This is a genomic window from Leptospira sanjuanensis, from assembly GCF_022267375.1.
Lineage (GTDB): Bacteria > Spirochaetota > Leptospiria > Leptospirales > Leptospiraceae > Leptospira > Leptospira sanjuanensis.
The window spans coordinates 413,062-438,856 of record NZ_JAIZBH010000001.1; the positions used below are offsets into that span (position 1 = coordinate 413,062).

Sequence of the window (25,795 nt, forward strand, 5' to 3'; positions counted from 1 at the left end):
ATGAATTGGGAAGAATGGAAACGATGGACCTCCGCAAGAGTCGGCTTGGGCCGTTCGGGAGTTTCACTTCCTACGAAAGAAATTCTAAGATTTCGTTTGGATCACGCGCGCGCAAGAGACGCGGTCTGGGCCGAAGTGGACTTTGCCAATCTATTCGATTTTTTATCGGCGTACGGTTTGCCGTATGTCGATATCAAATCCAAAGCCGACTCGCGGGAAGAATATCTCGCTCGTCCCGACCTCGGAAAAAAAGTTTCTTCGCAAGGTTATAAAACTTTGGAAGCTCTGAAGGAAAGCGATTCCAAGTTTGGGGGAGAATTTGACCTGAGTTTGGTGATTTCGGACGGGCTTTCCGCGAGCGCGATTCGAGATTCTTTACTTCCTTTTTTGGAAACGTTTCTTCCCGCATTACAAACCCTGAAACTCAAGATAAGTCCGGTTACGATCGTAAAAAACGGAAGAGTGGCGATCGGAGACGAGATCGGAGAATTTTGGAACGCAAAGGCGGCCGTCATTCTGATCGGTGAACGTCCGGGGTTATCGACCGAAAACAGTCTCGGTTTATATCTAACGTATCAACCTACGAGCGGTCTGACCGACGAACGAAGAAACTGCATTTCCAACATTCGTCCCGGAGGAATGTCCTTTGCGGACGCTTCAAGAAAAGCGGCGTATCTTCTTGCCTTGTCCCTTCAAAAACAAATCTCCGGCGTTCAACTTAAAGACGAAGAAGCGCTTCCGATTTCGGAAACGAAAAAGATCGATTCGTAAAATTGGTCTGAAACGATTTCGAAAGAAAGATTCTATCTTGATTTCTGAATTCATCGATCCTCGTTCAAGAATCTCAGATCCGTTTTACCGTTTCCATGTCCGGTTTTTCCTTGCTGAATTGAGGGATTCCAAGGAATGTAACCGGGTATGCTCTTCCAGTATTTGAAATTGCTCCGAATCCATCAGTGGATCAAAAACGTAATCATTTTTGCGGGCATTATCTTTGCAAAGAAGCTGACCGATCCGGAATCCGTGCAGCGTGTGGTCGCGGCTTTTTTTCTTTTTTCCTTAGTCGCAAGTTGTCAGTATGTGGTGAACGATTATCTGGATCGTAAGGAAGACGCGCTCCATCCCGAAAAAAAACACAGACCTCTCGCTTCCGGAAAATTGGATCCTTCGTTCGCACTTTTTATCACGGCGATCATTCTTCCCTTATCCTTGATCCTCGCGTATTTATTGCATCCGGTCTTTTTCGGTCTCGTCGCGTTTTATCTCGTGTTCAACGTTCTTTACAGCAAGTTCTTAAAACACATGGTGATCTTGGACGTGATGAGCATCAGCATCGGTTTCGTGATCCGCGCGATCGCGGGTTCCGTGATCATCCACGTTTCGTTTTCTTCCTGGCTTCTTTTGTGTACGTTCATGCTCGCTCTTTTCTGGGGATTTTCCAAACGAAGGGGAGAATTGATCATACTCGAAGGAAACGCAAAAGGTCATCGGAAAATTCTGGACGAATATTCGACCGGATTTTTGGACATGATGCTCGGAATCGTCGCGACGATGACTTTGATGAGTTACGTTTTATACGTTACGAGTCCGACCACCATCGCAAACCTCGGAACCGATCAGATGATTTACACCATTCCTATCGTAGTATATGCGATCTTTCGTTCGTTGTACATCATTTACATCAAGAACATGGGGCATAACCCGACAAAGGCGATTCTTTCCGATTGGGGAGTTTTGTTTGCAGGTCTGATCTGGGTCGCGTTAGTCATCGCGATCATGTATTCCGGTTTCGGAAAGGGAATTCGTTTCGATCTTTGATCTGAAAGTTTTTTCCGATAGCGCGTTCATTGCGGCCGATTCTCGAAACGTTGTTTTTCATTTGATAGGTCTGGTTCTCGGTGGGATATTCGTTCAACGAAAAAACGATTCCCCAAACTTTTTGAACGAAACCTTTGTAGGAAATCCGCGATCGAACGTAACGATCCCAGCCGGGAAACGAATTCAATACCGATGAAAGAATTTTTGAAAAAGAGCGGAACCGCCGCTTTTTGGATTTTGCTGTTCTTAACGATAACCATAGCGTTATCGATTTTCAAAGCTTCCGATTTAAAACCGGGTGTTTCGCTCAACGGAACGGATCTGTACGGCGGAGGCAAATACGATTCCGGACAAAAGGTGACGGTCGCCTATTTCTGGGCGACTTGGTGCGGAGTCTGTTCGACCAATCTTCCTTTGGTCCGATGGTATGCGGATCGTCTCGAACAAAGTTCGAGATTCTCCTTTGTGAGTTTGGAAGAGGGGGAAAATCGCGCCGAACTCGAACGGTATGTCCGCGAACGCGAAGTGAACTTCAAGGTCGTTCCCGCCAATCCTCAATTATTGAAAGAATGGAAGGTGAACGCCTATCCGTCGTTCGTCGTTTTGGATCGTTCCGGTGTGATCCGTTTTGCCGATACGGGTATGATGAACCCGTTGAGTTTTTTCCTGAGAATCTGGATCGCGTATTTCTTTTTTTGAACGGAAAGTTTCCGTTTTCATTTTGGAAATATTTTTCCAAATTCTGGATTCAATTCTTCCGATAATGATTGTAAAATCGGTTTTTTTTACATCCATTGATACTGTGGACTTTCATCCCGGGAACTGCCGTTTCATGCGAACAAAAATGTCTTTTCGATTCTCACTTTTATACTTTATCACTTCCGTTTTCCTTCTTGCGAACTGCAAACCCAAACTCGAAGAAAACATCTGTGATCCGAATTCCAAGGCCTATTTAGAATCGGCTTTTTTAAGTTCCGGTTCGGGCGGTTTGTATCCTTTCTGCGGACCCGCTCCGACTTCTCTGAGTTATCCGGCTGCCGCGTTTGCGAACGGAAGTCCGATCAGTTTGAGTCCGACCGCGGTTGGAAACGGATTGAGTTATTCCGTTTCTCCTGCGTTGCCTACGGGCGTTTTTTTGGATCCGATCGGAGGAGGAATTTCGGGATCTTACATCGGTTATGCGGGAGTCGATTCCGTGTATCAAATCAAAGCCGCGAATTCCGCGGGAAGCATTACGTATTCTTTGGAATTGATTTTGTACGGGCCTCCTCCTTTAAAAACAGGTCAGACTTCTTGTTGGGACGGATCGGGAGCTGCGATTTCCTGCAGCGGAACCGGACAAGACGGAGAACTGCAAAACGGATCGACTTCGAGTTTAACCGGACCGACGAACGTAACTGGGACGGATTATACAACTACGGACAATCTTTCGGGTTTGATTTGGAAAAGCTGCGAAGAAGGGCAAACCGGGTCCACGTGTACGGGTGCGCCGAACAACTTGAGCTGGGCTGCGTCGCTGACCGCTTGTACCGCGTTGAATACTCCCGGGTATGGAAATCGAACCGACTGGAGACTTGCATCTTTGCGGGAATATGCGACCATGTTGAACTACAGCGGGGCAAGCCCCGCGACTTACGCTTCCTTCTTCCCGAACGCAAACGGTGTGGGACATTGGAGTTCTGATCGGGATCCGAACGCACCGGGAACCCAAAGCGTATATGTTTCTTTCACAGATGGAATCGTAGGATTGACGATTCAGGGAAATACGAACGACGCGCGTTGCGTATCGGGAAGCGCCTTGCCTTCTTTGTCGTTTAAGAATAACGGAGATTCTACGATCACAGACATTAACACCGGATTGATTTGGATGCAATGTACGGTGGGTCATTCCGGTTCCGCCTGCAATACGGGAATCGCGACTTCGTTGACTTGGTCGAACGCTTTGACCGCGTGTAATTCTTCCACGCAGGGTGGAAGACGTTGGAGACTTCCTTCCGTTAACGAATTGAGAAGCATCTTGGATTTGAGCGCGGTAAGTCCTTCGATCAGTACGACCTATTTTCCGAACACTCAGGCCGCGAACTACTGGACTTCTACGAGTTATACGAACCCGGCCGATGCGTGGGTGATTCAATTCGGAGCCGCAAACAACGTGATGAATCTTACGAAACCTTCGGCCGCGTATGTGCGTTGTGTTTCGACCGGGCCTTGAGTTTTTCGAAAGGATCTCGATTCAGAATCGATTCTTCCCAAACCGATAAATAGATTATGGAGCCGTTCAAACCAAAACCCCTATTGAATAAGTCGGAATTACGGCAGATCAAAAAATCAAGAACGAGGGTTGAAGGGAAAAAGGTAATCACGGACGACGTTAAAAAGCTGAAGTCGCTCAGCGTAACGCCGGATCTTCCCAAAAAAGAACTCATCCATTATTACAAAGAACCGATCTGGATCGAATATTACATTCCGAGAGAATCCAGATTCGCGTACGAAATCAAATATCTATTCGTTAAACTGGTCGATCCGATTCCGAAACCGGCGCCCGCTGACGAGATTCTGCGCGAGGCGATTTCCAAAGGAGAATTTGTCGACGTGATGGACGTGCTGTTTCGGTATCCCGAAAAGGAAACTATGATTCGAAACAGTTATCTCAATACGTTTTCGTTTTTGGAATCGATCTCCGCCAATTACAAACATTATCTGCAAACGAAGGACGCATACGACTTGAGAGTTCCCTTGTTTCACACCGAGGCGCTGATGAAACGAGAACCCACGGTTGCGACATTGGAATTTTTAGGGCCGTATACGATTTATAATCTCAATTGGTTGATCCGCAAGTTAAACGAGGCCGGACAGGAATTTTCCCTGGAAGACGAAACGATTTCCGTTTTGATCAAACGCAGAAACGAATACTGGGAGGAAAACTCCTTGGCTACGGACGAAGACTTCGAGTTATTTGCGGCCCTTTTCTACGAACAGGCCTTTCCGCATCGCGGTTCCGACTTCGACGACGCGCTTTTGTTTAAGGAAACGGGCGAGAATGATTTTAAAAAATAGAGTAAAGAATTCAAACATTAGTATATAGAAAGAATTAAATATTCTGAATATAAGATTTCCGTGTGTCCGTTTTCCGGATTTCTCGAGTCTACAAAAACAGCCAAACCTTTCCGCGCAGTTTTTGGAACGGAACCAAGCCGTAGTTTCTGGAATCCGTAGAGTTTTCGCGGTTATCGCCTAACACTAAAAAATAGCCGGGAGGAATTCTTCCCGCGTCTCCGATCGGAACGTTCCCTTTGACTGCGCTCATCGGAATCATGGACAGGGACGGCGCGATCGTTTTAAAGCCCGGTTTTAAAAACGTTTCCTGTAATGGTCCGTCGTTGATGAGAATGCGATCGTTTTCAAAACGGAAATAATCTCCCGGAAGTCCGACGACTCTTTTTAAACTGAGTTCTTCTTCCAATCCGTCGAGAACGAGAACTTCAAAACGATCGACTTTTCCTTCGATGAAGGAAATTTCCCATTTCCCGATTCTCGCAGGAAATCCCCATTTAGTGACTAAGATTAAATCTCCTTCCTTATAAGAAGGGGCCATCGAATAACCGGAAATGAAATATATTTGAAATAAAAAAATCCTCATCAGTAGAATCGTGAACAAGGAAAGGAATACGGGAAGAATACTTCGCATATACTTTCTTATCTTCGATTTTAATTCGAGGTCTTTCATTTTCTATTTTGCTCTGAAGTAACTTCTGTCAAACGCAAGAGCTCTTCACTACTCGGAACTTCTCTGATTACGAATTGCGCCGAAAACTTTTCTCGAACAAGAACGGATAAGGATTTGTCGAGCTGGTCTTCCACTAAAAAGAACGTTTCTTTCGGATTTGAACGGAGAATTTCCTCCAGGTCTTTCGGACTGTGAATCAGAAGAATCGTTTGTGAAAGATAATTTAAACCGAACGTATTCGCGATATGAATCTTTTGTGTAATAAAGACTTTGGATCGGTCCCAAGGGATTGCGTTTTGAATTCGATCGAGTTGGATCGCGATCTTTCTCATCAAGGGGATCACTTTTAAATTCACGTTGACGGAATAAAGAATCAAAATTCCAAAACCGAGTAAAATCAGATTCCGAATCCATTTTTTCGGATTTTCCGGAATTTTGATTTCGTTTAAAAGTACAAGCGGAATAAAAACACTGCAGGTCAGGTAACGTGAACCCCAATCGATATTCGAATCGTTCGGAGTGAGAATTCCTACGGCAATCAGATTCGTGCAAAAGGCGAGAATCCAAATTCTTACGCTATCGCTCGCTTTCTTCCACTTCCAAAATCCGAAAAGAAGAATGAAAGCATACCAGGGGGAATATCCGAAAAATCCAAGACGACCGTTCCCTGCGAATAAAAGACTTTGTACGCTTGAAATTTTCACCGAAATATTGAAGTCGGAGATCGATCGGTTGGAGGTAACTCGCGGACCTAAGAGCGAGTCATAATTTAGAAAATTATAAAGTACAAATGCGCTAAAGATTATGGCAAAGCCGAAAAGAAACGCGGTTATTTGTTTCCAGTCGTCGGAAAGTCGGCTTTGTTTCGAAAAAAACTTTACAAATACCGCTGAGCCGCTCAGACATACGGCAAGAATCAGCGCTTCCGGTCGATACCAGCAAGACAATCCGATTAGAGTTCCCGAAAGAAACATTGGTGCCGTGCGGTTTCCCGAAAAAATGGAATTTTCGCGATATACAAATAGAACGGCCAAAAGAATCAAAAGCGCCGCAACGGCAACATCCGAAAAAGAAATGAAGTGATGAAACAATGGCGTTGCGAACACTGCTGCAATCGAAACCATGAAACGTTTTGTCATCGTATATAAAAGAATTATATAAGCGCAAAAAAGAATCGCACAGAGATAAACGAGCCATCCTGGGCGATTGAGCCAAAGGAATGGGGCTGTGATCAAAGTGTTCGCGATCGGGAACGGACCGATTTTTTCGCCTCGCTCCGTGGTTGCGGTTGCGATCGGAAAGAAATGAAATTCAGAGTCGATTCGTTTTCCCAAATAAAAAACTTCCTGGGATCGAAAATCGCTTTCGACCCAGCCCTTCGCTTGTAGAACTTTCATTAGGCTGTCCGCCGCAAAGGAAGCGTCCGGTTTCGTATAGTAGGCCGCCGTCAAAGAACCTGCAAAAAGTAAAATCAGCGCCGCGATTTTGAGTCCGGTCGAAGAGGCGATTTTTCGGATCGATTCATAAGAAATATTTTTAAATTTCATAATATTCTCATGTATTTCCGTTTTCTGAAACGAGCGCACGATCGCGCTGCGCCCTATTTTTCCTCATATATCCCATAAAGGATCTCGATGCTTCCGATCTTTTTTTTATCCAGAATTCGAATGGATTCGATCTTGGAAACCGCGTTTGAATCGAAAAGGCTCAGAAAGCCGATCATTCCTTCTTTTGTGTTCGCGTCGTATTCCAAGGTTTTCATTCCTTCCGTATATTCTTTCGAATAAGCGAAGTATTCGAACGGAACCGACTTTCTTTTGTGGAATGCGGAAAACTTTTTCAAAAGATCGATGAGTTCCTGAACTCCGACCGCTTGATAGACCCGACCTTGAAAATACAGACCTTCGCTCGCCATTCCGCCGATCAACCCGTTTTGAAAGACGAGAAGATTCTCCTGCGGTTCTTTTAAAATAAATTCCTGAACGATCTTTGTATTCTTCGCGAAACCCTTCGTGGTTTTGTAATAGATCCAAGTCGGAAATACTGAAACCGCAAGAAGCGCGTAAAATAAAATTCTCCATACGACCGTTTGAGTTTTGAGAAACGTAAAGGTTCTGGAAGCAAGTAAAAACAATCCGGGAAGGCCGGGCGCGAGATAACGAGAGCCGAATTCCGCACCGCCGTCGTTCGGCGCGACGCTTGCGGCGGCGAGTATCCCCAGAATCGAACTGAGAATCAGAGCGGTTTCTTTTTCGGAGAATTCAATTTTTCTTTTTAAGAATAGAAACGCGGAAGTGAAAAGCCCGATGAATAAAAACGGAGAATATCCGAAAAGACCTAACTTTAGGTTTCCGTAAAATAAGAGATTTATGAAATTCTTAAATAGATTGGAGCCGCCGGCGGAGTCGTAATTCGCGTTATATCTCGGTCCTAAGGGGGAATGAAAGAACGTCTGGTTGAATCCGCAATACGCCAAAAACAAAAGAACCAGAATCGCCGAAGTTAAAAAGAATCGCGTTTGATTTCCGTTTTTTTCTCGGAACGGAAAACGGAAAAACGCCTCGCAGGCCCAATAGATTCCTATAAAAATCAGATATTCCAATCGGAACCAATAACAAAGAGATACGACGATCCCTGAGGACGCCGCAAATAATATCGATCGTTTCTCTTTGGATCTTTGGTAGAGAACCGTTCCGCATACGAAAAGAAACAGTCCCACTCCTACGTCCATAAATAGATAGCCGTTCATCACGACGGGAGTAAGAAAGGAAAACAAGAGAATCTGCCAGGACGGAACGTCGTATTCTTTGCCGATCCAATACAACGCAAAACCGATCAACAACGCGGACAAAAAATAAATTCCGTATGCGCCTCCGAGCGGATACGCAAACGCATAAAGAATTCCTAATGAAACAGGAAACGCGATGATCGTATGCCCGTTTACGATCGACATCTTGAGAAGGCTGAACTTGAGTTCCGGATCGAACTTTAATCCGGGATAAAAAACGTCCAAGGATCGGAACCCGCTGAGAAAGATCGATTTTCCGAGGATGAACTTTTCGTAGTGATCCGCGGAAAGAAGATATTTCGGAGGAACGGTTAGGTATAAAAAATAGGAAAAGAAAAAAGCGGCCGGTATGAGCGAAGCCTTATGGGTAAAAACTCGGGTGATAAAATCTTTCGTTCGAGCGATCATGAATTTGTAAAAATCGTTATTTAAGGAGGAATCCCGTAAGGAGTCAACGTATCGATTTCCGTTCCGAGGTCAATCCGTTTCGTTTTTTCATTGATCCAATCGGAGAATCGTGTAAAACTTGAGGATTATGCAGCAGGAAACTTCTACAGGTCAAAATTTACTTGGTCAATTTCTTTCAACGTCGCCGGTAAAAACTCTGATTTCCCGTTATCATACGGAACGCGGAAAAATCCGAAGTTTTATGGAAAAGCTCCCTCTGTATTCGAGCGCTCTTAAGGATCATGAATTTCAGAACGCCGATTCTCTATTGAGAAAAGAGTTGGCTTCCAAGATTTCCCTTTTGAAAGAACCCGTTCGAAGAATGGAAGAGGCTTTCGTTTCCGCAAGAAAGATGGATCTCATCGGGAGCAGCGAAATCGCGGTTTTGCTGATCGATAAACTCGTGAATACGATTCAATCGGCGGGTTACGGAACGACCGGGTTGGGAACTGGTTTTAAAGCGACTTCGGAAGAATTGGAAAAACTTGCGGAATTCGATTTTTCCTTGTTTAAAGAAGTGGAAGGAATCGAATCCAAAATTCAATCTCTCAAAGTTACGGCCGATTCCTCCGTTCAGGAAATTAAGAATACGATCGGGGACATTCGTTTCGCTTTGGACGGATTGGAAAACGCGTTTCGATCCAGAAAGACGTTGTTCTCGAAACTCTCTTGATAGGAAAGCGGGTCTTATCTTTCGTATCTTTGAAAGAATGTCGAAAGAATCGGCGTCTATACGCTCGTGCAATCTTAAATAACGATAAAGGAAATAAACCATGGCATTGATTGATGTAATAAAATACGAGGGACAACCCGGAGAAATCGTTTGGAAATTTCCGAGAAACGATATCAGTCACTTCGGTCAACTCGTCGTAAACGAAAGTCAGGAAGCTGTCTTTTTCAAGGAAGGAAAGGCTCTCGACGTTTTCGGTCCGGGAACGCACACGTTAAAAACCGGAAACATTCCGATTCTCGAAAAACTTGTAAACTTACCGTTCGGCGGACAAACCCCTTTCACGGCGGAAATCGTCTATGTGAACAAATCCGTTATCAACATGACCTGGGGAACTCCGGCTCCGATTCAGATCGAAGATCCGAAATATCATATCACTCTCGGATTAAGAGCATTCGGAAATTATAATATTAAGGTCATCGATTCCAAATCCTTCGTAAACACCGTTGTCGGAACGCAACAGAGATTCAACCACGACGGAGTGGACAAACTTCTCAAGCCGATGGTGGTTACGAGACTCAGCGATTTTATCTCCGAAGTCGTATTAAAAAACGGGGTTCCGATCACTCAGATCGCGCAACATCTCGAAGAGGCTTCCGCCGCCGGGAAAACGAAAACCCAGCCGGACTTTCAAAAGTACGGACTCGAGGTCGTAGACTTCTTCATTCAATCGATCAACTTCGATCAGAACGATCCGAACTTCCAAAAGATTCAGAAAATTCTCACCGATAAATTCGAGATCGATACGATGGGCAACATGTATCAGCAAAAGAGAATGTTGGATATCGGCGAAGCGGCTGCGAGCAATCCTGGCGGTTCCGCTGGAGAGGGAATGAGCGCAGGGATGGGTCTCGGAATGGGAATGAACATGGCGGGGATGATGGCAAACATGATGGGTCAAAACCAAGGCGGAGCAAAACCGGCAGCGGAAGACGCGACGGCAAGACTCGCCAAATTGAAAACCCTCCTGGATGGAGGGCTCATCACTCAGGAAGAATTTGATACCAAAAAAAAGGACATTTTGAATTCTATCTAAAATATGGTTTCCACTCTTACCCGATACAAAGCAGAATTTGAATGTATTAACGACTCTTGCAAAACTCGATACGATCTGAACGAAATCGTTTACGAGTGTAAAAAATGCGGAAGTCTTCTCCAGGTCTCACACGATTTGGACGCGCTCAAAACCGTATCGGGTCAGGAGTGGAAAAATCAATTCGACTCCCGATTCCGCTCCGTAAAGTTTCCGAATTCTTCCGGGATTTGGAATAAGAGAGAATGGGTTCTGCCTCATATCGAAGACAAGAACATCGTAACCTCCGGAGAAGGTCTCACCCATCTTTTTAACTCCGACCGACTTACGGAAAGCCTCGGGCTCGGAAGTTTTTATGTAAAACAATGCGGGATCTCCCATACCGGGTCTTTCAAAGACCTCGGAATGACGGTCTTATTATCCCAAGTAAAACACATGATCGCATCGGGTGTTCCGATTCATGCGGTGGCTTGCGCAAGTTCGGGAGATACTTCCGCGGCGCTTGCGTCTTACGCCGCTAAGGCGGGAATACCGGCGATCATCTTCTTACCTGCGGGGAAGGTTTCTCAAGCGCAGTTGATCCAACCTGTTTCCAACGGAGCCAAAGTGATCGCACTGGATACGGACTTTGACGGTTGTATGCAGATCGTCAAAGAAGTGACTCGCGAAGCGGGAATCTATCTTGCAAACTCGATGAATTCTTTGCGGATCGAAGGTCAAAAAACGATCTCCGTGGAAATCACGCAACAGCTTGAATGGAACGTTCCGGATTGGATCGTGATTCCGGGAGGCAATCTCGGAAACGTATCCGCACTCGGAGCCGGATTCGAAATGATGCTTTCCCTCGGGTTGATTTCTAAATTACCGAGAATCGTTTTGGCGCAAGCAGAGCATGCAAATCCGTTGTATCTTTCCTACTTAAAGAATTTTGAAAGTTTCGAACCGGTCGCCGCAAAAACGACGCTGGCTTCCGCGATTCAAATCGGAAATCCCGTTTCGATTCAAAAGGCGATCAAAACCCTCAAAAAATTCAACGGGGTTGTGGAACAAGCCAGCGAATCCGAGTTAGCCGATGCGGCGGCAAGAGCCGATCTTTTCGGTTTATACAACGATCCGCATACGGGAGTTGCGTTGGCGGCTTTGAACAAACTCGTCCGAAAAGGAACGATTGCAAAAGGGGAGAATGTGGTCGTAATTTCGACGGCGCACGGATTGAAATTCACCGAATTCAAGCTTCAATTCCATGACGGTAAAATTCCGGGAACCGATTCTAAGATTGTGAACTCCATTCATCGAATCGAGCCTAATGCGACAAAGGTCGTCGGTCTGATTCGGGAATTGTTACGCCTCGGATAAACTTTTTTCGGTTCGAAAACTTGGAATTTTTTTAAGACTTTTTTTCCTAATTATTTTTTTTTCGTCGAAACTCGGAAGTTTTTCGTCATATATCTCTAATTCATGAGGGAGTTTGACGACGTATCCGCCGATTTCCAAATGGAAGTCGATTCTGCGATTTCGAAAGAAATTCCCATTTCGTTGATCACGCACGTCCTCACACCGAAGGGCGAGAAAAAACTCAAATACATCATTCAAGGAATTCTCACCCGATACGATCGTCTCGATCTTACCGAACTTTTATACACGTCTTCGAAAGAATTGATCGTAAACGCCACAAAGGCCGCGATCAAACGGATCTTATTCAAAGAATCGAAACTGAATATCGAATCGACCGATGACTACGCTCGAGGGATGGAATCGTTTCACAGCAGTTTAAGCGACAAAAAGTTCCCATTTTATAGAGAGAAAATGAAAGAACATGATCTGACAATCAAAGTAACCTTTTATTTTAACGAACATAGAATCATTTTGAAGATATTAAACAACTTTCAGCTTACCGATCAGGAAGAAAAGAGGGTTCGGGAGAAGTTTCGTATATCAAGAGACTTCGACAATCTCTTCGAGTTCTTTATGAAGTTCGGCGATTCTACGGAAGGTGCGGGTCTCGGAATTACGATGGTGGAAATTCTGGTTGCACAGAGCGGATTTGACAGGCATCTGTTTACGATTTACAGTAGAAAAGGGATTTCCCAGACTGTTGCCAGAGTCGAAATCCCGCTCAGAGAGGATTACATTCCGAGAAGATTGAAGTTCGCCCGAGGGCAGAATTTCGCTTCGAGTATGTAGAATGAGGACGAATGGAACCGAGCAATCAAGTAAATAAATTACAGGAACAAGCGAATCTTATGAATCTTGCGCTTGAGTCCGTGTTAACGGAAGATCAAGCCGTTGAATTGATCCAAGGAAAGATCCGCGATGCTTTCTTATTAAAAATCAGAATCGATATCGAAAACCGAAGCGGCGCGGTAGTCGCAATCGTCAGTAAATATAAAAACGACGTCATTGAAATCTTTTCCTTATTTTCGAACTCGTCGTTGATCCGTAAAATCCGGAGCTTTGAAGACTCGGCCGCATTCGCTTTGGATATGGTGGAAGCCGCAAAATCCGAACCGTTCGATCCCGGTCTTTCGGACAGCATCGGAAGAATCGTTTATTCCAAACTTACGAAAGCCGTATTAGAATCTTCTTATGCGAATTGGGAAAAGAACGACGCTTCCAGCTTCGTAAACATTCTCGAGAATCAGATCAAAACTTCTTTGAAAGTGAATCAGGTTCGGATTCAGGCGGACGTTGAATTCTTATCAAGCCCTAAGTTCAGAGCGAAAAACGTTTTTGCCGGTATTATTCCCGCAGTAAACAGACCTTCGGAAGAACCCGCCATCGGACAAGTTCCCGAAAGCCAGGAAAAAACTCCGGTTCAAAGACAAATCGAACAATTCCGTAAACCGTTCGGAAGAGTGATTCTTTCCAAAACCGTTCTTGCTCCCGTTGGAGGAGTTGACTTCGACGAATTGACCGAAGGCGATAAATTATATTTTCAATTACCGACCGGATCCATGGACGAAAAAGCCATGGCGAAGACTCTCGGAGGTTTTGACGAAGCGGGAAATCCGAAAAACGTCATCGGAGAATTTATCGGAATCGCCGCAGGCAAAGGGGAATATCATATCTTCGCGAAAGGACCTTCCGGCGTTTTACTTCAAGCGTTTGAAGAACGTCCCGTGCGGCTTGCGAAAGTGAAGACCAAATCCGCTTCTTCCTCGCCAGCGCCCTCAAAGGTCGAATCCGGAGGCGGTGGTTCCTTGGGGATGATCATCGTGGCCGGTGTGGTGATCGTTGTGGGCCTGCTCGTTTTCCTGATTATGAAATAACGATACAGCCGCCGAACTGGGGTCGGTGTGTTCTCGGAACGTGTGGGGTTTTTCCGTAGTTGCGGGAGTTCCCACAAATTCCTAGTCTTACGATCCGACTGATTTGTCGGTGCAAGTTTTGTTGGAACTCTTACACGAAACTGAAACTTCGGTATATTAGCCGATCACGATATTGACGAGCTTGCCGGGAACGTAGATTTCTTTTCGAATCGTCTTTCCTTCCAAGATTCCTTTGATCTTATCCAGATTTTTAGCCAATCCGATCGCCTCCGCTTGAGAAACGTCCTTCGGAGCTTTGAACTCGTCTCTGAGTTTTCCGTTCACTTGAACCACGATTAGAATCTCGGATTCGACGAGATATTGCGGGTTAGCCTCGGGGAATTTTTCGTAGGTCAACGATTCTTTTTTGCCGGCGCGTTTCCAAAGTTCTTCCGCTAAGTGAGGAGCGAACGGAGCCAAAAGAAGAATAAACGGTTCCAGCGCTTCCTTCGGTCTACGGTCGGTCGGTGTGAACTCGTTCACAAAGATCATCAGCTGCGAAATCGCTGTGTTAAACGAAAAGTTCGGAATGTCTTCGCTGACTTTCTGGATCGTTTTGTGAAGAATTTTCAATTCTTCAGGGGTCGGAACTACGTCGTCCAAGCGGAAGGATTCTCCCTCGCCTGTGTGAAAGAGTCTCCAGATCCGATTGAGAAAACGGAACACACCTTCCACACCTCTCGTGCTCCAAGGTTTGACCATTTCCAGCGGCCCCATGAACATTTCGAAAAGCCGCAAGCTATCCGCGCCGTATTCTTGAATGACGTCGTCCGGGTTGACTACGTTTCCGAGAGATTTGGACATCTTGCGTTTGTCTTCTCCGAGGATCAAACCTTGGTGAATCAATTTCGCAAACGGTTCCTGTGTGGAAACGACTCCGATATCGTATAAGAATTTATGCCAGAACCTCGAGTAAAGAAGGTGAAGCACCGCGTGTTCGGAGCCGCCGACATACAAATCTACGGGCATCCATTTCTTTTCCAATTCCGGATCGCAGAACAGTTTTCCGTTTTTCGGATCGATATAACGCAGATAATACCAGCACGAACCGGCCCACTGAGGCATCGTGTTCGTCTCGCGCGTTCCGATTTCGCCCGTTTCCGGATCTTTGTATTTCAGCCATTCTTTCGCGAGCGCGAGAGGGGATTCTCCGGTTCCGGAAGGTTTAAATTCTTCTAAATTAGGAAGTTCTAATGGAAGCTCGGATTCAGGGATCGGTTTTGTGACTCCCGAAGGATAATGAACGAGAGGAATCGGTTCTCCCCAATATCTCTGTCTTGCGAAAAGCCAATCCCTGAGTTTGAATTGGATCTTTTTCTTTCCGATCTTCTTGTTTTCCGCCCACGCGATGATCTTGGAAGAAGCCGTTGGACAATCCAATCCGTCGATTGAAATTTCGGAGGAAGACGAGTTGATACAAACGGAAGTTTTAGAATCGAACGCGGTCGATTCCGAAATTTCACCTTCGATCACCGGAAGAATTTTTAATCTGAACGTCTTCGCGAACTCGTAGTCTCTTTGATCGTGTGCGGGAACGGCCATGATCGCTCCGGTCCCGTATCCGTATAACACGTAGTCGCTGATCCAAACCGGAATTTTCTGAGCCGGATCGGCGGGATTGACGACGTAAGAACCCGTGAACACACCGGACTTTTCCTTGGTCAGTTCCATACGATCCAAATCGCTCTTCAAGGAAGAAGCTTTTTGATATTCTTCCACCTTTTGTTTTTGTTCGGGAGTCGTGATCTCCGTAACGATCGGGTGTTCCGGCGCTACGACCATATAAGTCACGCCGAAGATCGTATCGGGTCTTGTGGTAAAAATTCGGATTCCGTCGAGTCCGCTCGGCAGAGTTGCGGGAAACGGAAACGTGATTTCGAGACCTTCGCTTTTACCGATCCAATTCTTCTGCATTTCCAAAGTGGAAGGAGGCCATTGAACCAGTTTGAGATCTTCGAGAAGTCGATCCGCGTAAGCGGTGATTCTCATCATATATTGACGCATCGGTTTACGAACGACTTCGTAACCCTTGCCGACCCATTCTTCCACTTCTTCGTTTGCGAGGACCGTTCCCAAAGCCTCGCACCAGTTTACGGGAATTTCCGCCTGATATACGAGTCTAAAGTCGGAAAGGATCTTTTCCTGATCCGCTACGGAGAATTGTTTCCATTCTTCCGCTGAGAATTCTCTATAATCCAGTCCGGCGGAGCCTTTTGCGGAGAATCGTTGTATAAGTGCATCTATGGATTCCGCCTTGTTCGACTCCGGGTTGAACCACGAACCGTAGAGCCGAACGAAGATCCATTGCGTAAATTTGTAGTAATCCGGATCGGTCGTAGACAATTCACGGGACCAATCGTAAGAAAGCCCGATCATCTGGATCTGGCGGCGAAAATTATCGATATTGTTTTTTGTGGTGATCGCGGGATGGACGCCGGTTTGCATCGCATAACGTTCCGCGGGAAGTCCGAAGGCGTCCCAGCCCATCGGATGCAGAACTTCAAAACCCTTCATTCTCTTAAAGCGGGAAAGAATGTCCGTCGCAGTGTAACCTTCCGGGTGACCTACGTGAAGTCCGGCTCCGGAAGGATAAGGAAACATATCCAAACAGTAGAATTTCGGTTTAGCAGACCGGATGTTTGTCTGAAAGCTTTTGTTATCTTCCCAGTATTTTTGCCAAAAGGATTCTACTTCCTGAAACGGATATTGCATTTGGATCCTTACTTTCTTACGGAGTCGATTACCTTGATCAATCTTTGAAACGTTTTACTCAAACAAGTTTTGCAAAGATCGTATTGGTAAAGTTGCGCGACTTTTGTTCTGCATCCGGTGCAAGTCAAGAGATGGTTTTCCTTTGTATCGGTTTGTTTTTCTTCGAGTAATTGCATTTTGCTCCCAGACTTATCCATGCTGATTTGTTTATTTACAGAGTGTCAATAAATCCGGAAAGAAACGTGATCCAACAACATCCCTTCCCGGCAGATCGGAGATTACGTTATAAAAACCGGGTAGTTTAGAGTCAAAAAAAATTAGCCGGCGGTGATCAGAAATAGATGGAATTTTTTTTAAAAAAAATAAGATCTTTTGTTTTATGTGGAATGCTTTTTAAAAAGCGAGTTTCCAATGGTTGATAGCCGATCGATTGGAAATTTATTTCATTTTTAAATCGGATAAGGAAAGGTGTTTCGTTTGCTACAAGTAAAAAATCTCAACAAGTCCTATTTAGTTTCCGGAAAAAAACTCGAAGTGTTAAAAGACGTTTCTTTTGAGATAGAAGAGGGAGAATTCATTGCGATCATCGGTCCTTCCGGTTCGGGAAAGTCCACATTGCTCGCAATTTCAGCAGGTTTGGATCGTCCGGACGATGGAGAAGTCGTTCTAGACGGAATTCCGCTTCTACAAAAGGAAGAAGACGAACTTGCAAAGTTGCGAGGAGAAAAGATCGGTTTTATCTTTCAGAACTTTCAGCTCATTAAGTCTCTCAATGCGTTGGAAAATGTCTCTTTACCTCTCGTGTTAAATTCGAAACTCTCTTCCACTCAAATCAGGGATCAAGCGATGATCTGGTTGGACAAGGTTTCGATGAAGGAAAGAGCTTCCAACTTTCCCGGTCAGCTTTCGGGAGGAGAAGAACAACGCATCGCGATCGCAAGATCGTTTATTCACAATCCGAAAATTCTTTTTGCCGACGAGCCTACCGCTAACTTGGATAAGAAGAACGGCGAGATGGTTATGAATCTTCTCGCGGAACTCAATCAAGGAACTTCCTCCACGTTGATCGTAGTTACGCACGATCGTTCCGTCGCCGATCTGGCCGATCGTGTATTAGAAATGAGTGATGGACGGATCGTAAAAGAAGTTCGTAAAACGACGAGGACTTCTAAAACGAAATCCACGACAAAGAATCCGACTTCCAAAAGTCGGCAGCGTTCTTCCTCAAAGAAAAAGGCCGTTTCTAAAAAAAGATGAAATTCAATCTACTCATTCAATCCATTCTCCGCGACTTCCGATCCAGAAAAAGTTCCGCTTTGCAGATTGTTTTGGCGATCGCGATCGGAACCGGCTCCGTTACCGCGATTCACGCCTATAGGGAAGAATTGAGCCGCTCCATTTTAAAGGAGGCGCGCAATCTCATGGGCTCCGATCTTCTCGTTCAGACTTCTTCTCCGCTTACCAAAGAACAGAAAGAATTTATGTCCTCTCGTCTTCCAAAAGGTTCGGAAACCTCGGAACTCGTGCAGTTTGCTTCTATGCTGCGGAACAAGGAAAACGACGAAACCACGCTTTCCCTGATCAAAACGATGTCGGGCAGTTTTCCGTATTACGGCGAAATCGTCACCGAACCTGCTGGCGCTTACCGCAAACTCAAAGAAGGGGAAATCCTTCTGGAAGAAAGTCTGATTAAGAATTTAAAACTGAAACTCGGATCTTCTGTTTCTCTGGGAGAACGCGACTTTATCTTAAAAGGTAAGGTTTTGAAGGAACCGGGAATTGCGGGAAGTTTTCTTTCGATGGCGCCCACTTCTATCATCTCCGGTTCTTCGCTTGCGTCCACCGGTTTGGAACAAAGGGGTTCTAGGATCAGTTATCTAGTTCCGATCAAACTGAAAGATCCTTCGATCGCGGGAAAATACAAGGAAGCGAACTTCAAAGAGTATATTCAAAAAGACTTAACTCTTTACGATTCAACGGAAACGAACTCCGGTTCGCGTAAATTTTTGACGAACACCTTGGATTTTTTCAGTCTTCTCGGTTTGTCCGCGTTCTTTTTGGGAGGAATTTCGATTCTTCTTGCAAGTCGAGCCGGAATCCGTGAAAAGTCGGGCGCGCTTGCGGTTTTGAAATGTTTGGGCGCGAGTCCGAGAACGGTGAGTTTGATCGTTTTGGGGGAATTGTTCTTCTTTTCTTTGATCGGTTCCGCTTTGGGACTTTTGCTCGGAAACGTTTTGTTGAATTGGATTCCCGATCTTGCGGGCGAAGACATTCTCAGTTTTCATCCCGTGATCGGATGGTCTTCGCTGTTGTGGGGATTGCTGATCGGAATTCTGATTCCGTTTTTCTCTTCGGCGGAATCTCTGATTACGATCCGATCTCTCAAACCGATTCTCGCGCTCAAACAGGAATTTCAGGAAGAAGCCGATCGGATTCCTAAGTTTAGAATCACGCAGATCGCGGGTTATCTGATTCTTTTTCTGATCTTTTTCGCGCTTGCGTGGTGGAAAACCGAAAGTCCGTGGAAGGGATTGATTCTCTGTTCGGTGCTTTTGATTCTTCCGTTGATCGTATTTATTGTATATTCCGGAATTCGAATATTCATTTCCCGTTTTAGGGACAAGCGGGAATTTACCCCGTTTGCGAGATTTATCATCGGAAAATTCGACAGACCCGGAACGACATTGTCGCTTTCCGTTATCGGACTTACGAGTTCTTTGTTCATTCTTCTTTTGTCTTTGATCGTTAGCGAAAGTCTTTTGGAATACAGCGGAGCCAAGGATACGGAAAGAAGACCGAATCTTTTCGTCATGGATATTCGCTCCGAACAAAAAGAACACTTCGAGGAAGTCGTTAAGGAATTCGGAGCGGAGAAGGTCATCGTCGCTCCCGTGATCGGCGCGAGATTGTCCAAGATCAACGGCGAAACGATCAAAAAGGACGAAACCGAAACCTCCGCGTTAAAACGCGATTGGAGATCCACGGCAAGAACCAGAGAATACTTTCTCTCGTATCGAAACGAACCGTATCCCACCGAAAAAATCGTAAACGGAGATTTTTGGAGAAAGGGAGAAGAGGATCAAATTTCCGTGGAAAAGGAATTCTCGACACACCTGAAAGTCAACTTAGGAGACAGTTTATCGTTCTTAGTCGGCGGCGTGGAAGTGACGGGCGTGATTCGAAACTTCAGAACGGTGAACTGGGCGGACATGAGACCGAACTTCGTCGTATTGTTTTCAAAAGGGATTTTGGAAAAGGCGCCGAGTTATTACCTGAGTTCGTTGCGTCTCGAATCCGAAGAAAAACGATACGATCTGCAGAAGAATCTTATTTCGAAATATCCGAATCTTACGATCATCGATACGGATAAGGCCGTCCGCGCGTTCTTGGGAATTTTGGAAAAAATTTCTTTCACGATTCGATTGATGACTTGGCTGATTTTAGGAGCTTCTTTGCTTTTGGTTTTGACGGCTTTGAATTCGAGTCGCAAGGAAAGAATCGAGGAAACGACTTTGTTGCGGATCATCGGAGGAACTTCCTCCTTTTTGAAAAAGGTATTTTTGTGGGAAGGAATTCTGCTTGGGACGTTTTCGTTTTTATTGGCTTTGTTGTTGGCTTGGATCGCGAACGAGATCATCAGCCAGAAAGTTCTAGAAATAGAACCTTCTCATCCTTGGATCGAGTATCTGCTCGCGTACTTGTTTACGATTTTTGCAACTACGGTCGTGTATTATCTGAACTTACGGGGAGAATGGAAAAAACCGCCGATCAGTTTTATGAAATCGATTTGAATGGAATCGAAAGACGCGCGAATTACGATCGGTTTTAACATCGTTCTATCGTTGCGGACCCGGTAACGAAGCGGTCCGCAACAAAGAACGAAAGATTATCGGCTAACGACGAAAAACGTATCGTTGGAACGGAAATCGTTTTTAGCGGAACAAACCTTGTAATTGGAAGCGGAAGGACAAGAAGCGGTGCCTCCTACCTTGCAGCCTTTGTCCTGACATTTCTTTCTGTTGTCGAACGTATCCGAGCCGGTAAATCTGCAATAGTCTCTGCAGACGTCGGCGGAACCGGAAGTGCAGATATAACATCCGTCCGCGGAAAGTTCTTTGATGAAGAATAAAGAAAGAAGAACGGTGAAAACAAAGAACGAAGTTTGGAATTTTTTCATCATTATGCCTCTCGGTTTTTTGATCCTAAAAATTCGAACTTCTCTGTAAAGGCGAAAAAACGGAATCGATTTTCAGTAGGAAGGCGTTCCTAAGAACGCGATCTCCGTAATCAGTTCAACATCGGATCTTTCGTGTGTTCGACGAAGTATTTATAGATTCCGCCTTTGCTTTTCAGGGCTTCTTGCCACGTCGTTTCCGGATCTTGATTTAAAACGAAATCCTTTGTCGCTTCGTGAACGACCCAAGACTTGCGGCTCATCTCCGTTTCCAACTGCCCCGCACCCCAACCGGAATAACCTTGATAGACGTGGAACTTGGACTTGGAATCCAATAACTCCAACAACGTATCGAAACTTCTTGCGAGATACAAACCGGGTATCACTTCGATGCCCGGTTGAGAAATGGTGTTGTCTTCGTGCAGCACGGAGATGAACGTCGGGTCGACAGGACCGCCGGAATAAATCGGAAGGACACGGCTGCCATGATCGGGGATTCCCTGAATTACGTCTCCGATCGAGGCTTCCTGTTTTTTATTCAGAACCAAACCGAAGGCGCCTTGACTGTCGTGTTCCACCATCAGGATCACCGTCTGGTTGAAATAGTCCATGACAATCGAAGAATTGGAGATTAGAATTTTGCCGTTGTAAGTTTCTTCCATACTTGAACCAATCTTAGACCGGGTTACTTTTTAGACGTTCCGTGGATTTCGGAAAGAATCTGATACGCGATTTCCAGCGTGGAAACGTCCGAACCGCGGGTAACGATCGGATCGGTTTCCTTTTTGATACAACGGATAAAATGCTCGTGTTCCTGTTTGAGCGGATTATCTTTGTGAACGAAGATTTTTTCCACGATGGATTCTTGGCGGTATTTGATTTCTTCGGATAAAAGAAGAATGTCGGACGTCGCCTGTCTATGAAGTTCGATTTCCTGATCCGTAAAATCGAGCATGATATACACGTCTTTTTGCGTTATGTTCAACGTTCGAATTTTGGCCTGAGTCGCTCTTGAAGCGATAATGCTTGCGAGACAGCCGTTTTCGAATTCGATCACCACGTTCGCGATGTCTTCGTGATTGGAAAGAACCTTGGTTCCGGAAGCCGAAACTTTTTTTACCGGCGAATTGACGAGGTTCAATACGATGTCGATATCGTGGATCATCATGTCGAGAACGACGCCGACGTCTTTGATTCTCGGATTAAACGGAGCGAGTCTTCTGGATTCGATGAGCAAAGGATCTTTTACGATTTTGCCCAATTCCAAGACGGCCCCGTTGAATCGTTCCACGTGCCCGACGAGAAGAACGAGATTCTTATCCGAGGCGAGTTTTACGAGCTCCTTGGCTTGTTCGGTGGTTTCCGCGATCGGCTTTTCGACTAACACGTGTTTGCCGGCGAGTAGGGCTTTTTTCGCGATTTCATGATGTAAAAACGTGGGAACAGCGATCACTAACGCGTCCACTTTGGAGATCAACTCGTCGATCGTAGGGAACGCGGAGGTCTTGTGCTTTTCCGCGATTTGTTTCGCTCTTTCCAGATCCGCGTCGTAGATTCCCACCAATGCGGCATCGTTCAAAGTTTTTGCGACGTTCACATGATATTGACCCATGTGTCCGGTTCCGATCACGCCGAGCTTTACTCTTTCAGTCATTGTACTTCCTTTTTGTTTTGCGCTTTGACGCGTCTTCGGTTTTCCCGATTTTTATAAAATGAAAAAACCGATCCTCCTTTTGCTCTTGGGGAGAATGGAAGACCGGATCTTTTTTTACTTAGTAAAGATTTTTCCCTTCGAACCGGGAATGTTTTCTCCCGATTCTCTCGCGAACTCTTCGATCAATTCTTTCTGTCTTCTCGTGATCTTTTTCGGAATTTCGATCTTCACGACTACGTGTTGATCCCCTTTTCCATAGGCTCCGAGATACGGCATTCCGTGGCCTTTCAATCGGAACACTTGGCCCGATTCTGTTCCTTCCGGAATTTTCATCTTGGCCTTTTTACCGTCGATGGTCGGTACTTCTATCTCCGCCCCGAGAATGGCTTGCGCCAAGGTTATCTTGCGAACAAGAATGAGATCGTTTCCTTCGCGGCTGAACAATTCGTGTTTTTTAATATGCGTTACCACATACAAATCGCCGTGAGGCCCGCCGTTCGGTCCCGCTTCGCCTTCTCCCGAAACTTTCAATCGGGAACCGGTTTCGATTCCGGGCGGAATTTTGATATTGATCGTTCTGCGTTTTTCCTGAAGACCTTGTCCGCCGCAGGACTTGCATGGATTGGAAATCGTGGTTCCCTTTCCCCTACAAGTAGGGCAGGTGGTTGCTACGGAAAAGAAGCCTTGTGTTCTTCTGATTTGTCCCGAGCCTCCGCAATCCGCGCAGGTTACGGGAGTGCTTCCTTTGGCGGCGCCGGAGCCGTTGCATTCGGCGCAGGATTCCAATCTTGGAATTTCGATTTTGTATTCTCTTCCAAGGGCCGCGTCTTCCAAAGAAACTTCTAAGTTATAACGTAAGTCGGAGCCTCGTTGCGGACCGGATCTTCTTCCGCCGCTGAAACCGCCGCGGCCGCCTCCGCCAAAGAAATCACCAAAGATATCGCCGAAGTCTCCGAAGATATCGGAGAAGTCCGTATACGCGCCTTGACCATATCCGGCCCCTCCGGCGCCAACGCCGGCTTTGCCGAATTGATCGTAAGCCTGACGTTTTTTTGCGTCTCGGAGAACCTCGTAGGCTTCCGTGGCTTCTTTGAATTTTTCTTCGGATTCCTTATCACCCTTGTTCTTATCAGGATGATATTTGATCGCTAACTTACGATAGGCGGATTTAATTTCCTCGTCGCTCGCGGTCTTGGAAACTCCAAGAATATCATAGTAACTTCTTTCACTCATTGTTTCTTTCCAAGGTTGCATTGAAGCGGACTTTTAAGTTCCGATCGATCTTCAACGCAATCGATGATTCCGATATTGTCGCGCGCGAAACTTTCATTGGAAACTCCGCGCGCGACTAAAATTCAATGGTTCTTACAGCGTATTGAAAGCCTTGTCTTCCTTACGGAACAAGATGCGCTGCAAGGTTCCCTCCAATACGATCGCATCGGAAGGGTTCTTATTTTTTCTCATCATCCACTACGGTATAATCCGCGTCGACGACCTTTTCCCCGCTGTTTGCGGAATTGCCTTGATCGTTCGGTCCTTGACCTGCCGATCCTGGGCCTTGTTCCGCACCCGGAGCGCCGCCTTGCGAATAGATCTTCGTAGCGATGTCGGAAGCGATTTTAGTGATCGAAGCCTTTGCGGATTCGATTCTCGCTTTATCGTTGCTCTCGATCGCTTCGCGAGCGCGTTTGATTTCGTCGGTTGCGAGTTGTTTTTCGCTTTCTCCGATTTTATCTCCCGCTTCGTTTACGGTTTTTTCAAGAGAATACGCAAGCGTGTCTAACTCGTTCTTCGCTTCGATGACTTCTCTCTGAGCCTTGTCCGCAGCCGCGTGCGCTTCCGCGTCTTTTACCATCTTCTGGATTTCGTCTTCGGACAATCCGGATGAGGATTCGATTCGGATCTTTTGTTCCTTACCGGTTCCAAGATCCTTCGCGGATACGTGTGCGATTCCGTTCGCGTCGATATCGAAGGTCACTTCGATTTGAGGAACTCCTCTCGGTGCGGGCGGAATTCCGATCAGATCGAAACGTCCCAGCGTTCTGTTTGCGGAAGCCATTTCTCTTTCTCCCTGGAGAACGTGGATCGATACCGCGGATTGATTGTCGGCCGCAGTGGAAAACACTTGCGATTTCTTGGTAGGAATCGTCGTGTTTCTTTCGATCAACTTGGTCATCACTCCGCCGAGGGTTTCGATTCCGAGTGAAAGCGGAGTTACGTCCAACAGCAGAACGTCCGATACTTCTCCCGCTAAAACCCCGCCTTGGATCGCCGCGCCGACCGCCACAACTTCGTCCGGGTTTACGGATTTATTCGGTTCTTTTCCGAAGATCTGTTTTACCAGTTCTTGAACCGCAGGAATTCGGATCGAACCTCCGACCAAAATCACTTCGTTGATATCGGCAGCTTTCAGCCCCGCGTCGCGAAGCGCATTCTCGCAAGGAATCCGAGTACGATCCACGAGCGACTTTGTAAGTTGGTCGAACTTCGCTCTGCTGAGAGTCATGTCCAAGTGTTTCGGACCGGATGCATCCGCGGTGATAAACGGAAGATTGATCTGAGTGGACATCGTTCCCGAAAGTTCGATCTTCGCTTTTTCGGCGGCTTCTTTCAATCTCTGAACGGTATTCTTATCAGCGGAGATGTCGATTCCGGTTTGGTTTTTAAACTCGGAAATCATCCATTCCATGATCGCCATGTCGAAATCGTCCCCGCCGAGGTGTGTGTCACCGTTGGTGGACTTCACTTCGAAAACTCCGTCCGCGAGTTCGAGAATGGAGATATCGAACGTTCCACCGCCTAAGTCGTAGACCGCGATTTTCGAATTTACATTCTTCTTATCAAAACCGTAGGCAAGCGCCGCAGCGGTCGGTTCGTTGATGATACGTTCCACTTCGAGACCCGCGATTCTTCCCGCGTCCTTGGTTGCTTGACGTTGTTCGTCGTTGAAGTAAGCGGGGACCGTGATTACAGCTTTCGTTACTTTTTGACCGAGATAATCTTCCGCGGTTTGTTTCATCTTCATGAGAACGCGCGCCGAAATTTCCTGAGGAGTGAATTCTCCCGCGGAGGTTTCAAACTTAACGCCTTCGTTCCCAGAACGTACTACTTTGTAGGAAACGTGTTTCAGTTCGGATTCCACTTCGCCGTGTCTGCGTCCGATGAATCGTTTCGCCGAACGGATCGTGTTCACCGCGTTGGTGATCGCTTGGTTTTTCGCGAACTGACCGACCAGCGTTTCTCCTTTTGCAGTGAATGCTACGATGGAAGGAGTTGTTCTCGCTCCTTCGGAGTTTTGAATAACGACTGGGTCCCCACCTTCCATGACGGAAACGACCGAGTTGGTTGTTCCTAAGTCGATTCCTATAATCTTTTCTTTGGACATTGTTTTCTCCTTTATACTT

Annotated in this window: 22 protein-coding genes; 12 read left to right on the forward strand and 10 right to left on the reverse strand. The window is 46.0% G+C overall.

Features of this window, described 5'->3' with window-relative positions:
* The 5 genes from eutC to LFX17_RS02005 all read left to right on the forward strand — a co-directional run bounded on the left by eutC (position 1) and on the right by LFX17_RS02005 (position 4,875).
* Entirely contained in the window at positions 1-771 is a 771-nt protein-coding gene (gene eutC, locus LFX17_RS01985) for an ethanolamine ammonia-lyase subunit EutC (protein WP_238744734.1), read from the forward strand.
* Positions 772-918: 147 nt separating this feature from the next.
* Positions 919-1,818, forward strand: a complete 900-nt coding sequence (locus LFX17_RS01990) for a decaprenyl-phosphate phosphoribosyltransferase (RefSeq protein WP_238744736.1) — start codon at positions 919-921, stop codon at positions 1,816-1,818.
* Between the two features lie 192 nt (positions 1,819-2,010).
* A complete protein-coding gene (locus LFX17_RS01995) occupies positions 2,011-2,517 on the forward strand; it encodes a TlpA family protein disulfide reductase (RefSeq protein WP_238728639.1) in 507 nt (168 codons plus the stop codon).
* Positions 2,518-2,662: 145 nt separating this feature from the next.
* On the forward strand, positions 2,663-4,030 hold the full coding sequence (locus LFX17_RS02000) for an Lcl C-terminal domain-containing protein (protein ID WP_238744738.1): 1,368 nt from the start codon (positions 2,663-2,665) through the stop codon (positions 4,028-4,030).
* A gap of 56 nt (positions 4,031-4,086) precedes the next feature.
* A complete protein-coding gene (locus LFX17_RS02005) occupies positions 4,087-4,875 on the forward strand; it encodes a hypothetical protein (RefSeq protein ID WP_238728641.1) in 789 nt (262 codons plus the stop codon).
* 88 nt (positions 4,876-4,963) lie between these two features.
* On the opposite strand, the gene lepB is transcribed toward LFX17_RS02005, so the two are convergent.
* From lepB to LFX17_RS02020, 3 genes are read right to left on the reverse strand one after another with little or no spacing between them, the layout of a single operon-like run.
* A complete protein-coding gene (lepB, locus tag LFX17_RS02010) occupies positions 4,964-5,545 on the reverse strand; it encodes a signal peptidase I (RefSeq protein WP_238744740.1) in 582 nt (193 codons plus the stop codon).
* Positions 5,542-7,092 (reverse strand): LA_3751/LA_3752 family putative glycosyltransferase, encoded by a 1,551-nt coding sequence (locus tag LFX17_RS02015; protein WP_238744742.1) that lies wholly within the window; start codon positions 7,090-7,092, stop codon positions 5,542-5,544. Before LFX17_RS02015 ends, lepB begins: the two co-directional genes overlap by 4 nt.
* Positions 7,093-7,145: 53 nt before the next feature.
* The gene (locus tag LFX17_RS02020) at positions 7,146-8,741 is read right to left on the reverse strand and encodes an LA_3751/LA_3752 family putative glycosyltransferase (RefSeq protein WP_238744749.1); all 1,596 of its coding nucleotides are present in this window, start codon (positions 8,739-8,741) and stop codon (positions 7,146-7,148) included.
* A 127-nt stretch (positions 8,742-8,868) separates the two neighbouring features.
* Between LFX17_RS02020 and LFX17_RS02025 the strand changes: the two genes are divergently transcribed.
* The 5 genes from LFX17_RS02025 to LFX17_RS02045 all read left to right on the forward strand — a co-directional run bounded on the left by LFX17_RS02025 (position 8,869) and on the right by LFX17_RS02045 (position 13,812).
* A complete protein-coding gene (locus tag LFX17_RS02025) occupies positions 8,869-9,453 on the forward strand; it encodes an LIMLP_15305 family protein (RefSeq protein ID WP_135571190.1) in 585 nt (194 codons plus the stop codon).
* Between the two features lie 100 nt (positions 9,454-9,553).
* On the forward strand, positions 9,554-10,546 hold the full coding sequence (locus LFX17_RS02030) for an SPFH domain-containing protein (protein ID WP_118954128.1): 993 nt from the start codon (positions 9,554-9,556) through the stop codon (positions 10,544-10,546).
* 3 nt (positions 10,547-10,549) lie between these two features.
* On the forward strand, positions 10,550-11,899 hold the full coding sequence (gene thrC / locus LFX17_RS02035) for a threonine synthase (RefSeq protein ID WP_238744751.1): 1,350 nt from the start codon (positions 10,550-10,552) through the stop codon (positions 11,897-11,899).
* Between the two features lie 102 nt (positions 11,900-12,001).
* Positions 12,002-12,727, forward strand: coding sequence for a hypothetical protein (locus LFX17_RS02040; RefSeq protein WP_238744753.1), 726 nt, complete (start codon positions 12,002-12,004; stop codon positions 12,725-12,727).
* A gap of 11 nt (positions 12,728-12,738) precedes the next feature.
* Positions 12,739-13,812 (forward strand): LIC10486 family protein, encoded by a 1,074-nt coding sequence (locus LFX17_RS02045; protein ID WP_238744755.1) that lies wholly within the window; start codon positions 12,739-12,741, stop codon positions 13,810-13,812.
* A 156-nt stretch (positions 13,813-13,968) separates the two neighbouring features.
* On the opposite strand, the gene leuS is transcribed toward LFX17_RS02045, so the two are convergent.
* Complete coding sequence (leuS, locus tag LFX17_RS02050; protein ID WP_238744758.1) at positions 13,969-16,563, reverse strand: leucine--tRNA ligase; 2,595 nt, start codon at positions 16,561-16,563, stop codon at positions 13,969-13,971.
* An 8-nt stretch (positions 16,564-16,571) separates the two neighbouring features.
* Complete coding sequence (locus LFX17_RS02055; protein WP_238728651.1) at positions 16,572-16,739, reverse strand: hypothetical protein; 168 nt, start codon at positions 16,737-16,739, stop codon at positions 16,572-16,574.
* Positions 16,740-17,040: 301 nt separating this feature from the next.
* Here LFX17_RS02055 and LFX17_RS02060 point away from each other — a divergent pair, with 301 nt between their 5' ends.
* Entirely contained in the window at positions 17,041-17,820 is a 780-nt protein-coding gene (locus tag LFX17_RS02060; protein WP_238731468.1) for an ABC transporter ATP-binding protein, read from the forward strand.
* On the forward strand, positions 17,817-20,354 hold the full coding sequence (locus tag LFX17_RS02065) for an ABC transporter permease (protein ID WP_238744761.1): 2,538 nt from the start codon (positions 17,817-17,819) through the stop codon (positions 20,352-20,354). Before LFX17_RS02060 ends, LFX17_RS02065 begins: the two co-directional genes overlap by 4 nt.
* A 95-nt stretch (positions 20,355-20,449) precedes the next feature.
* On the opposite strand, the gene LFX17_RS02070 is transcribed toward LFX17_RS02065, so the two are convergent.
* The 5 genes from LFX17_RS02070 to dnaK all read right to left on the reverse strand — a co-directional run bounded on the left by LFX17_RS02070 (position 20,450) and on the right by dnaK (position 25,776).
* Entirely contained in the window at positions 20,450-20,740 is a 291-nt protein-coding gene (locus LFX17_RS02070; RefSeq protein ID WP_238747624.1) for a hypothetical protein, read from the reverse strand.
* A gap of 110 nt (positions 20,741-20,850) precedes the next feature.
* Positions 20,851-21,399: a YqgE/AlgH family protein gene (locus tag LFX17_RS02075; protein ID WP_238728653.1), complete on the reverse strand. Its 549-nt coding sequence runs from the start codon at positions 21,397-21,399 to the stop codon at positions 20,851-20,853.
* 23 nt (positions 21,400-21,422) lie between these two features.
* Complete coding sequence (locus tag LFX17_RS02080; RefSeq protein WP_238728654.1) at positions 21,423-22,391, reverse strand: Gfo/Idh/MocA family protein; 969 nt, start codon at positions 22,389-22,391, stop codon at positions 21,423-21,425.
* A gap of 114 nt (positions 22,392-22,505) precedes the next feature.
* Positions 22,506-23,624 (reverse strand): molecular chaperone DnaJ, encoded by a 1,119-nt coding sequence (dnaJ, locus tag LFX17_RS02085; protein WP_238728655.1) that lies wholly within the window; start codon positions 23,622-23,624, stop codon positions 22,506-22,508.
* 217 nt (positions 23,625-23,841) lie between these two features.
* On the reverse strand, positions 23,842-25,776 hold the full coding sequence (gene dnaK, locus LFX17_RS02090) for a molecular chaperone DnaK (RefSeq protein ID WP_238744763.1): 1,935 nt from the start codon (positions 25,774-25,776) through the stop codon (positions 23,842-23,844).
* Between the last annotated feature and the right edge of the window lie 19 nt (positions 25,777-25,795).

Coding starts and splice junctions, on each gene's coding strand:
- eutC (WP_238744734.1), top strand. CDS start 1: ATGAATTGGGAAGAATGGAAACGATGGACCTCCGCAAGAGTCGGCTTG.
- LFX17_RS01990 (WP_238744736.1), top strand. CDS start 919: ATGCTCTTCCAGTATTTGAAATTGCTCCGAATCCATCAGTGGATCAAA.
- LFX17_RS01995 (WP_238728639.1), top strand. CDS start 2,011: ATGAAAGAATTTTTGAAAAAGAGCGGAACCGCCGCTTTTTGGATTTTG.
- LFX17_RS02000 (WP_238744738.1), top strand. CDS start 2,663: ATGTCTTTTCGATTCTCACTTTTATACTTTATCACTTCCGTTTTCCTT.
- LFX17_RS02005 (WP_238728641.1), top strand. CDS start 4,087: ATGGAGCCGTTCAAACCAAAACCCCTATTGAATAAGTCGGAATTACGG.
- lepB (WP_238744740.1), bottom strand. CDS start 5,545: ATGAAAGACCTCGAATTAAAATCGAAGATAAGAAAGTATATGCGAAGT.
- LFX17_RS02015 (WP_238744742.1), bottom strand. CDS start 7,092: ATGAAATTTAAAAATATTTCTTATGAATCGATCCGAAAAATCGCCTCT.
- LFX17_RS02020 (WP_238744749.1), bottom strand. CDS start 8,741: ATGATCGCTCGAACGAAAGATTTTATCACCCGAGTTTTTACCCATAAG.
- LFX17_RS02025 (WP_135571190.1), top strand. CDS start 8,869: ATGCAGCAGGAAACTTCTACAGGTCAAAATTTACTTGGTCAATTTCTT.
- LFX17_RS02030 (WP_118954128.1), top strand. CDS start 9,554: ATGGCATTGATTGATGTAATAAAATACGAGGGACAACCCGGAGAAATC.
- thrC (WP_238744751.1), top strand. CDS start 10,550: ATGGTTTCCACTCTTACCCGATACAAAGCAGAATTTGAATGTATTAAC.
- LFX17_RS02040 (WP_238744753.1), top strand. CDS start 12,002: ATGAGGGAGTTTGACGACGTATCCGCCGATTTCCAAATGGAAGTCGAT.
- LFX17_RS02045 (WP_238744755.1), top strand. CDS start 12,739: ATGGAACCGAGCAATCAAGTAAATAAATTACAGGAACAAGCGAATCTT.
- leuS (WP_238744758.1), bottom strand. CDS start 16,563: ATGCAATATCCGTTTCAGGAAGTAGAATCCTTTTGGCAAAAATACTGG.
- LFX17_RS02055 (WP_238728651.1), bottom strand. CDS start 16,739: ATGCAATTACTCGAAGAAAAACAAACCGATACAAAGGAAAACCATCTC.
- LFX17_RS02065 (WP_238744761.1), top strand. CDS start 17,817: ATGAAATTCAATCTACTCATTCAATCCATTCTCCGCGACTTCCGATCC.
- LFX17_RS02070 (WP_238747624.1), bottom strand. CDS start 20,740: ATGAAAAAATTCCAAACTTCGTTCTTTGTTTTCACCGTTCTTCTTTCT.
- LFX17_RS02075 (WP_238728653.1), bottom strand. CDS start 21,399: ATGGAAGAAACTTACAACGGCAAAATTCTAATCTCCAATTCTTCGATT.
- LFX17_RS02080 (WP_238728654.1), bottom strand. CDS start 22,391: ATGACTGAAAGAGTAAAGCTCGGCGTGATCGGAACCGGACACATGGGT.
- dnaJ (WP_238728655.1), bottom strand. CDS start 23,624: ATGAGTGAAAGAAGTTACTATGATATTCTTGGAGTTTCCAAGACCGCG.
- dnaK (WP_238744763.1), bottom strand. CDS start 25,776: ATGTCCAAAGAAAAGATTATAGGAATCGACTTAGGAACAACCAACTCG.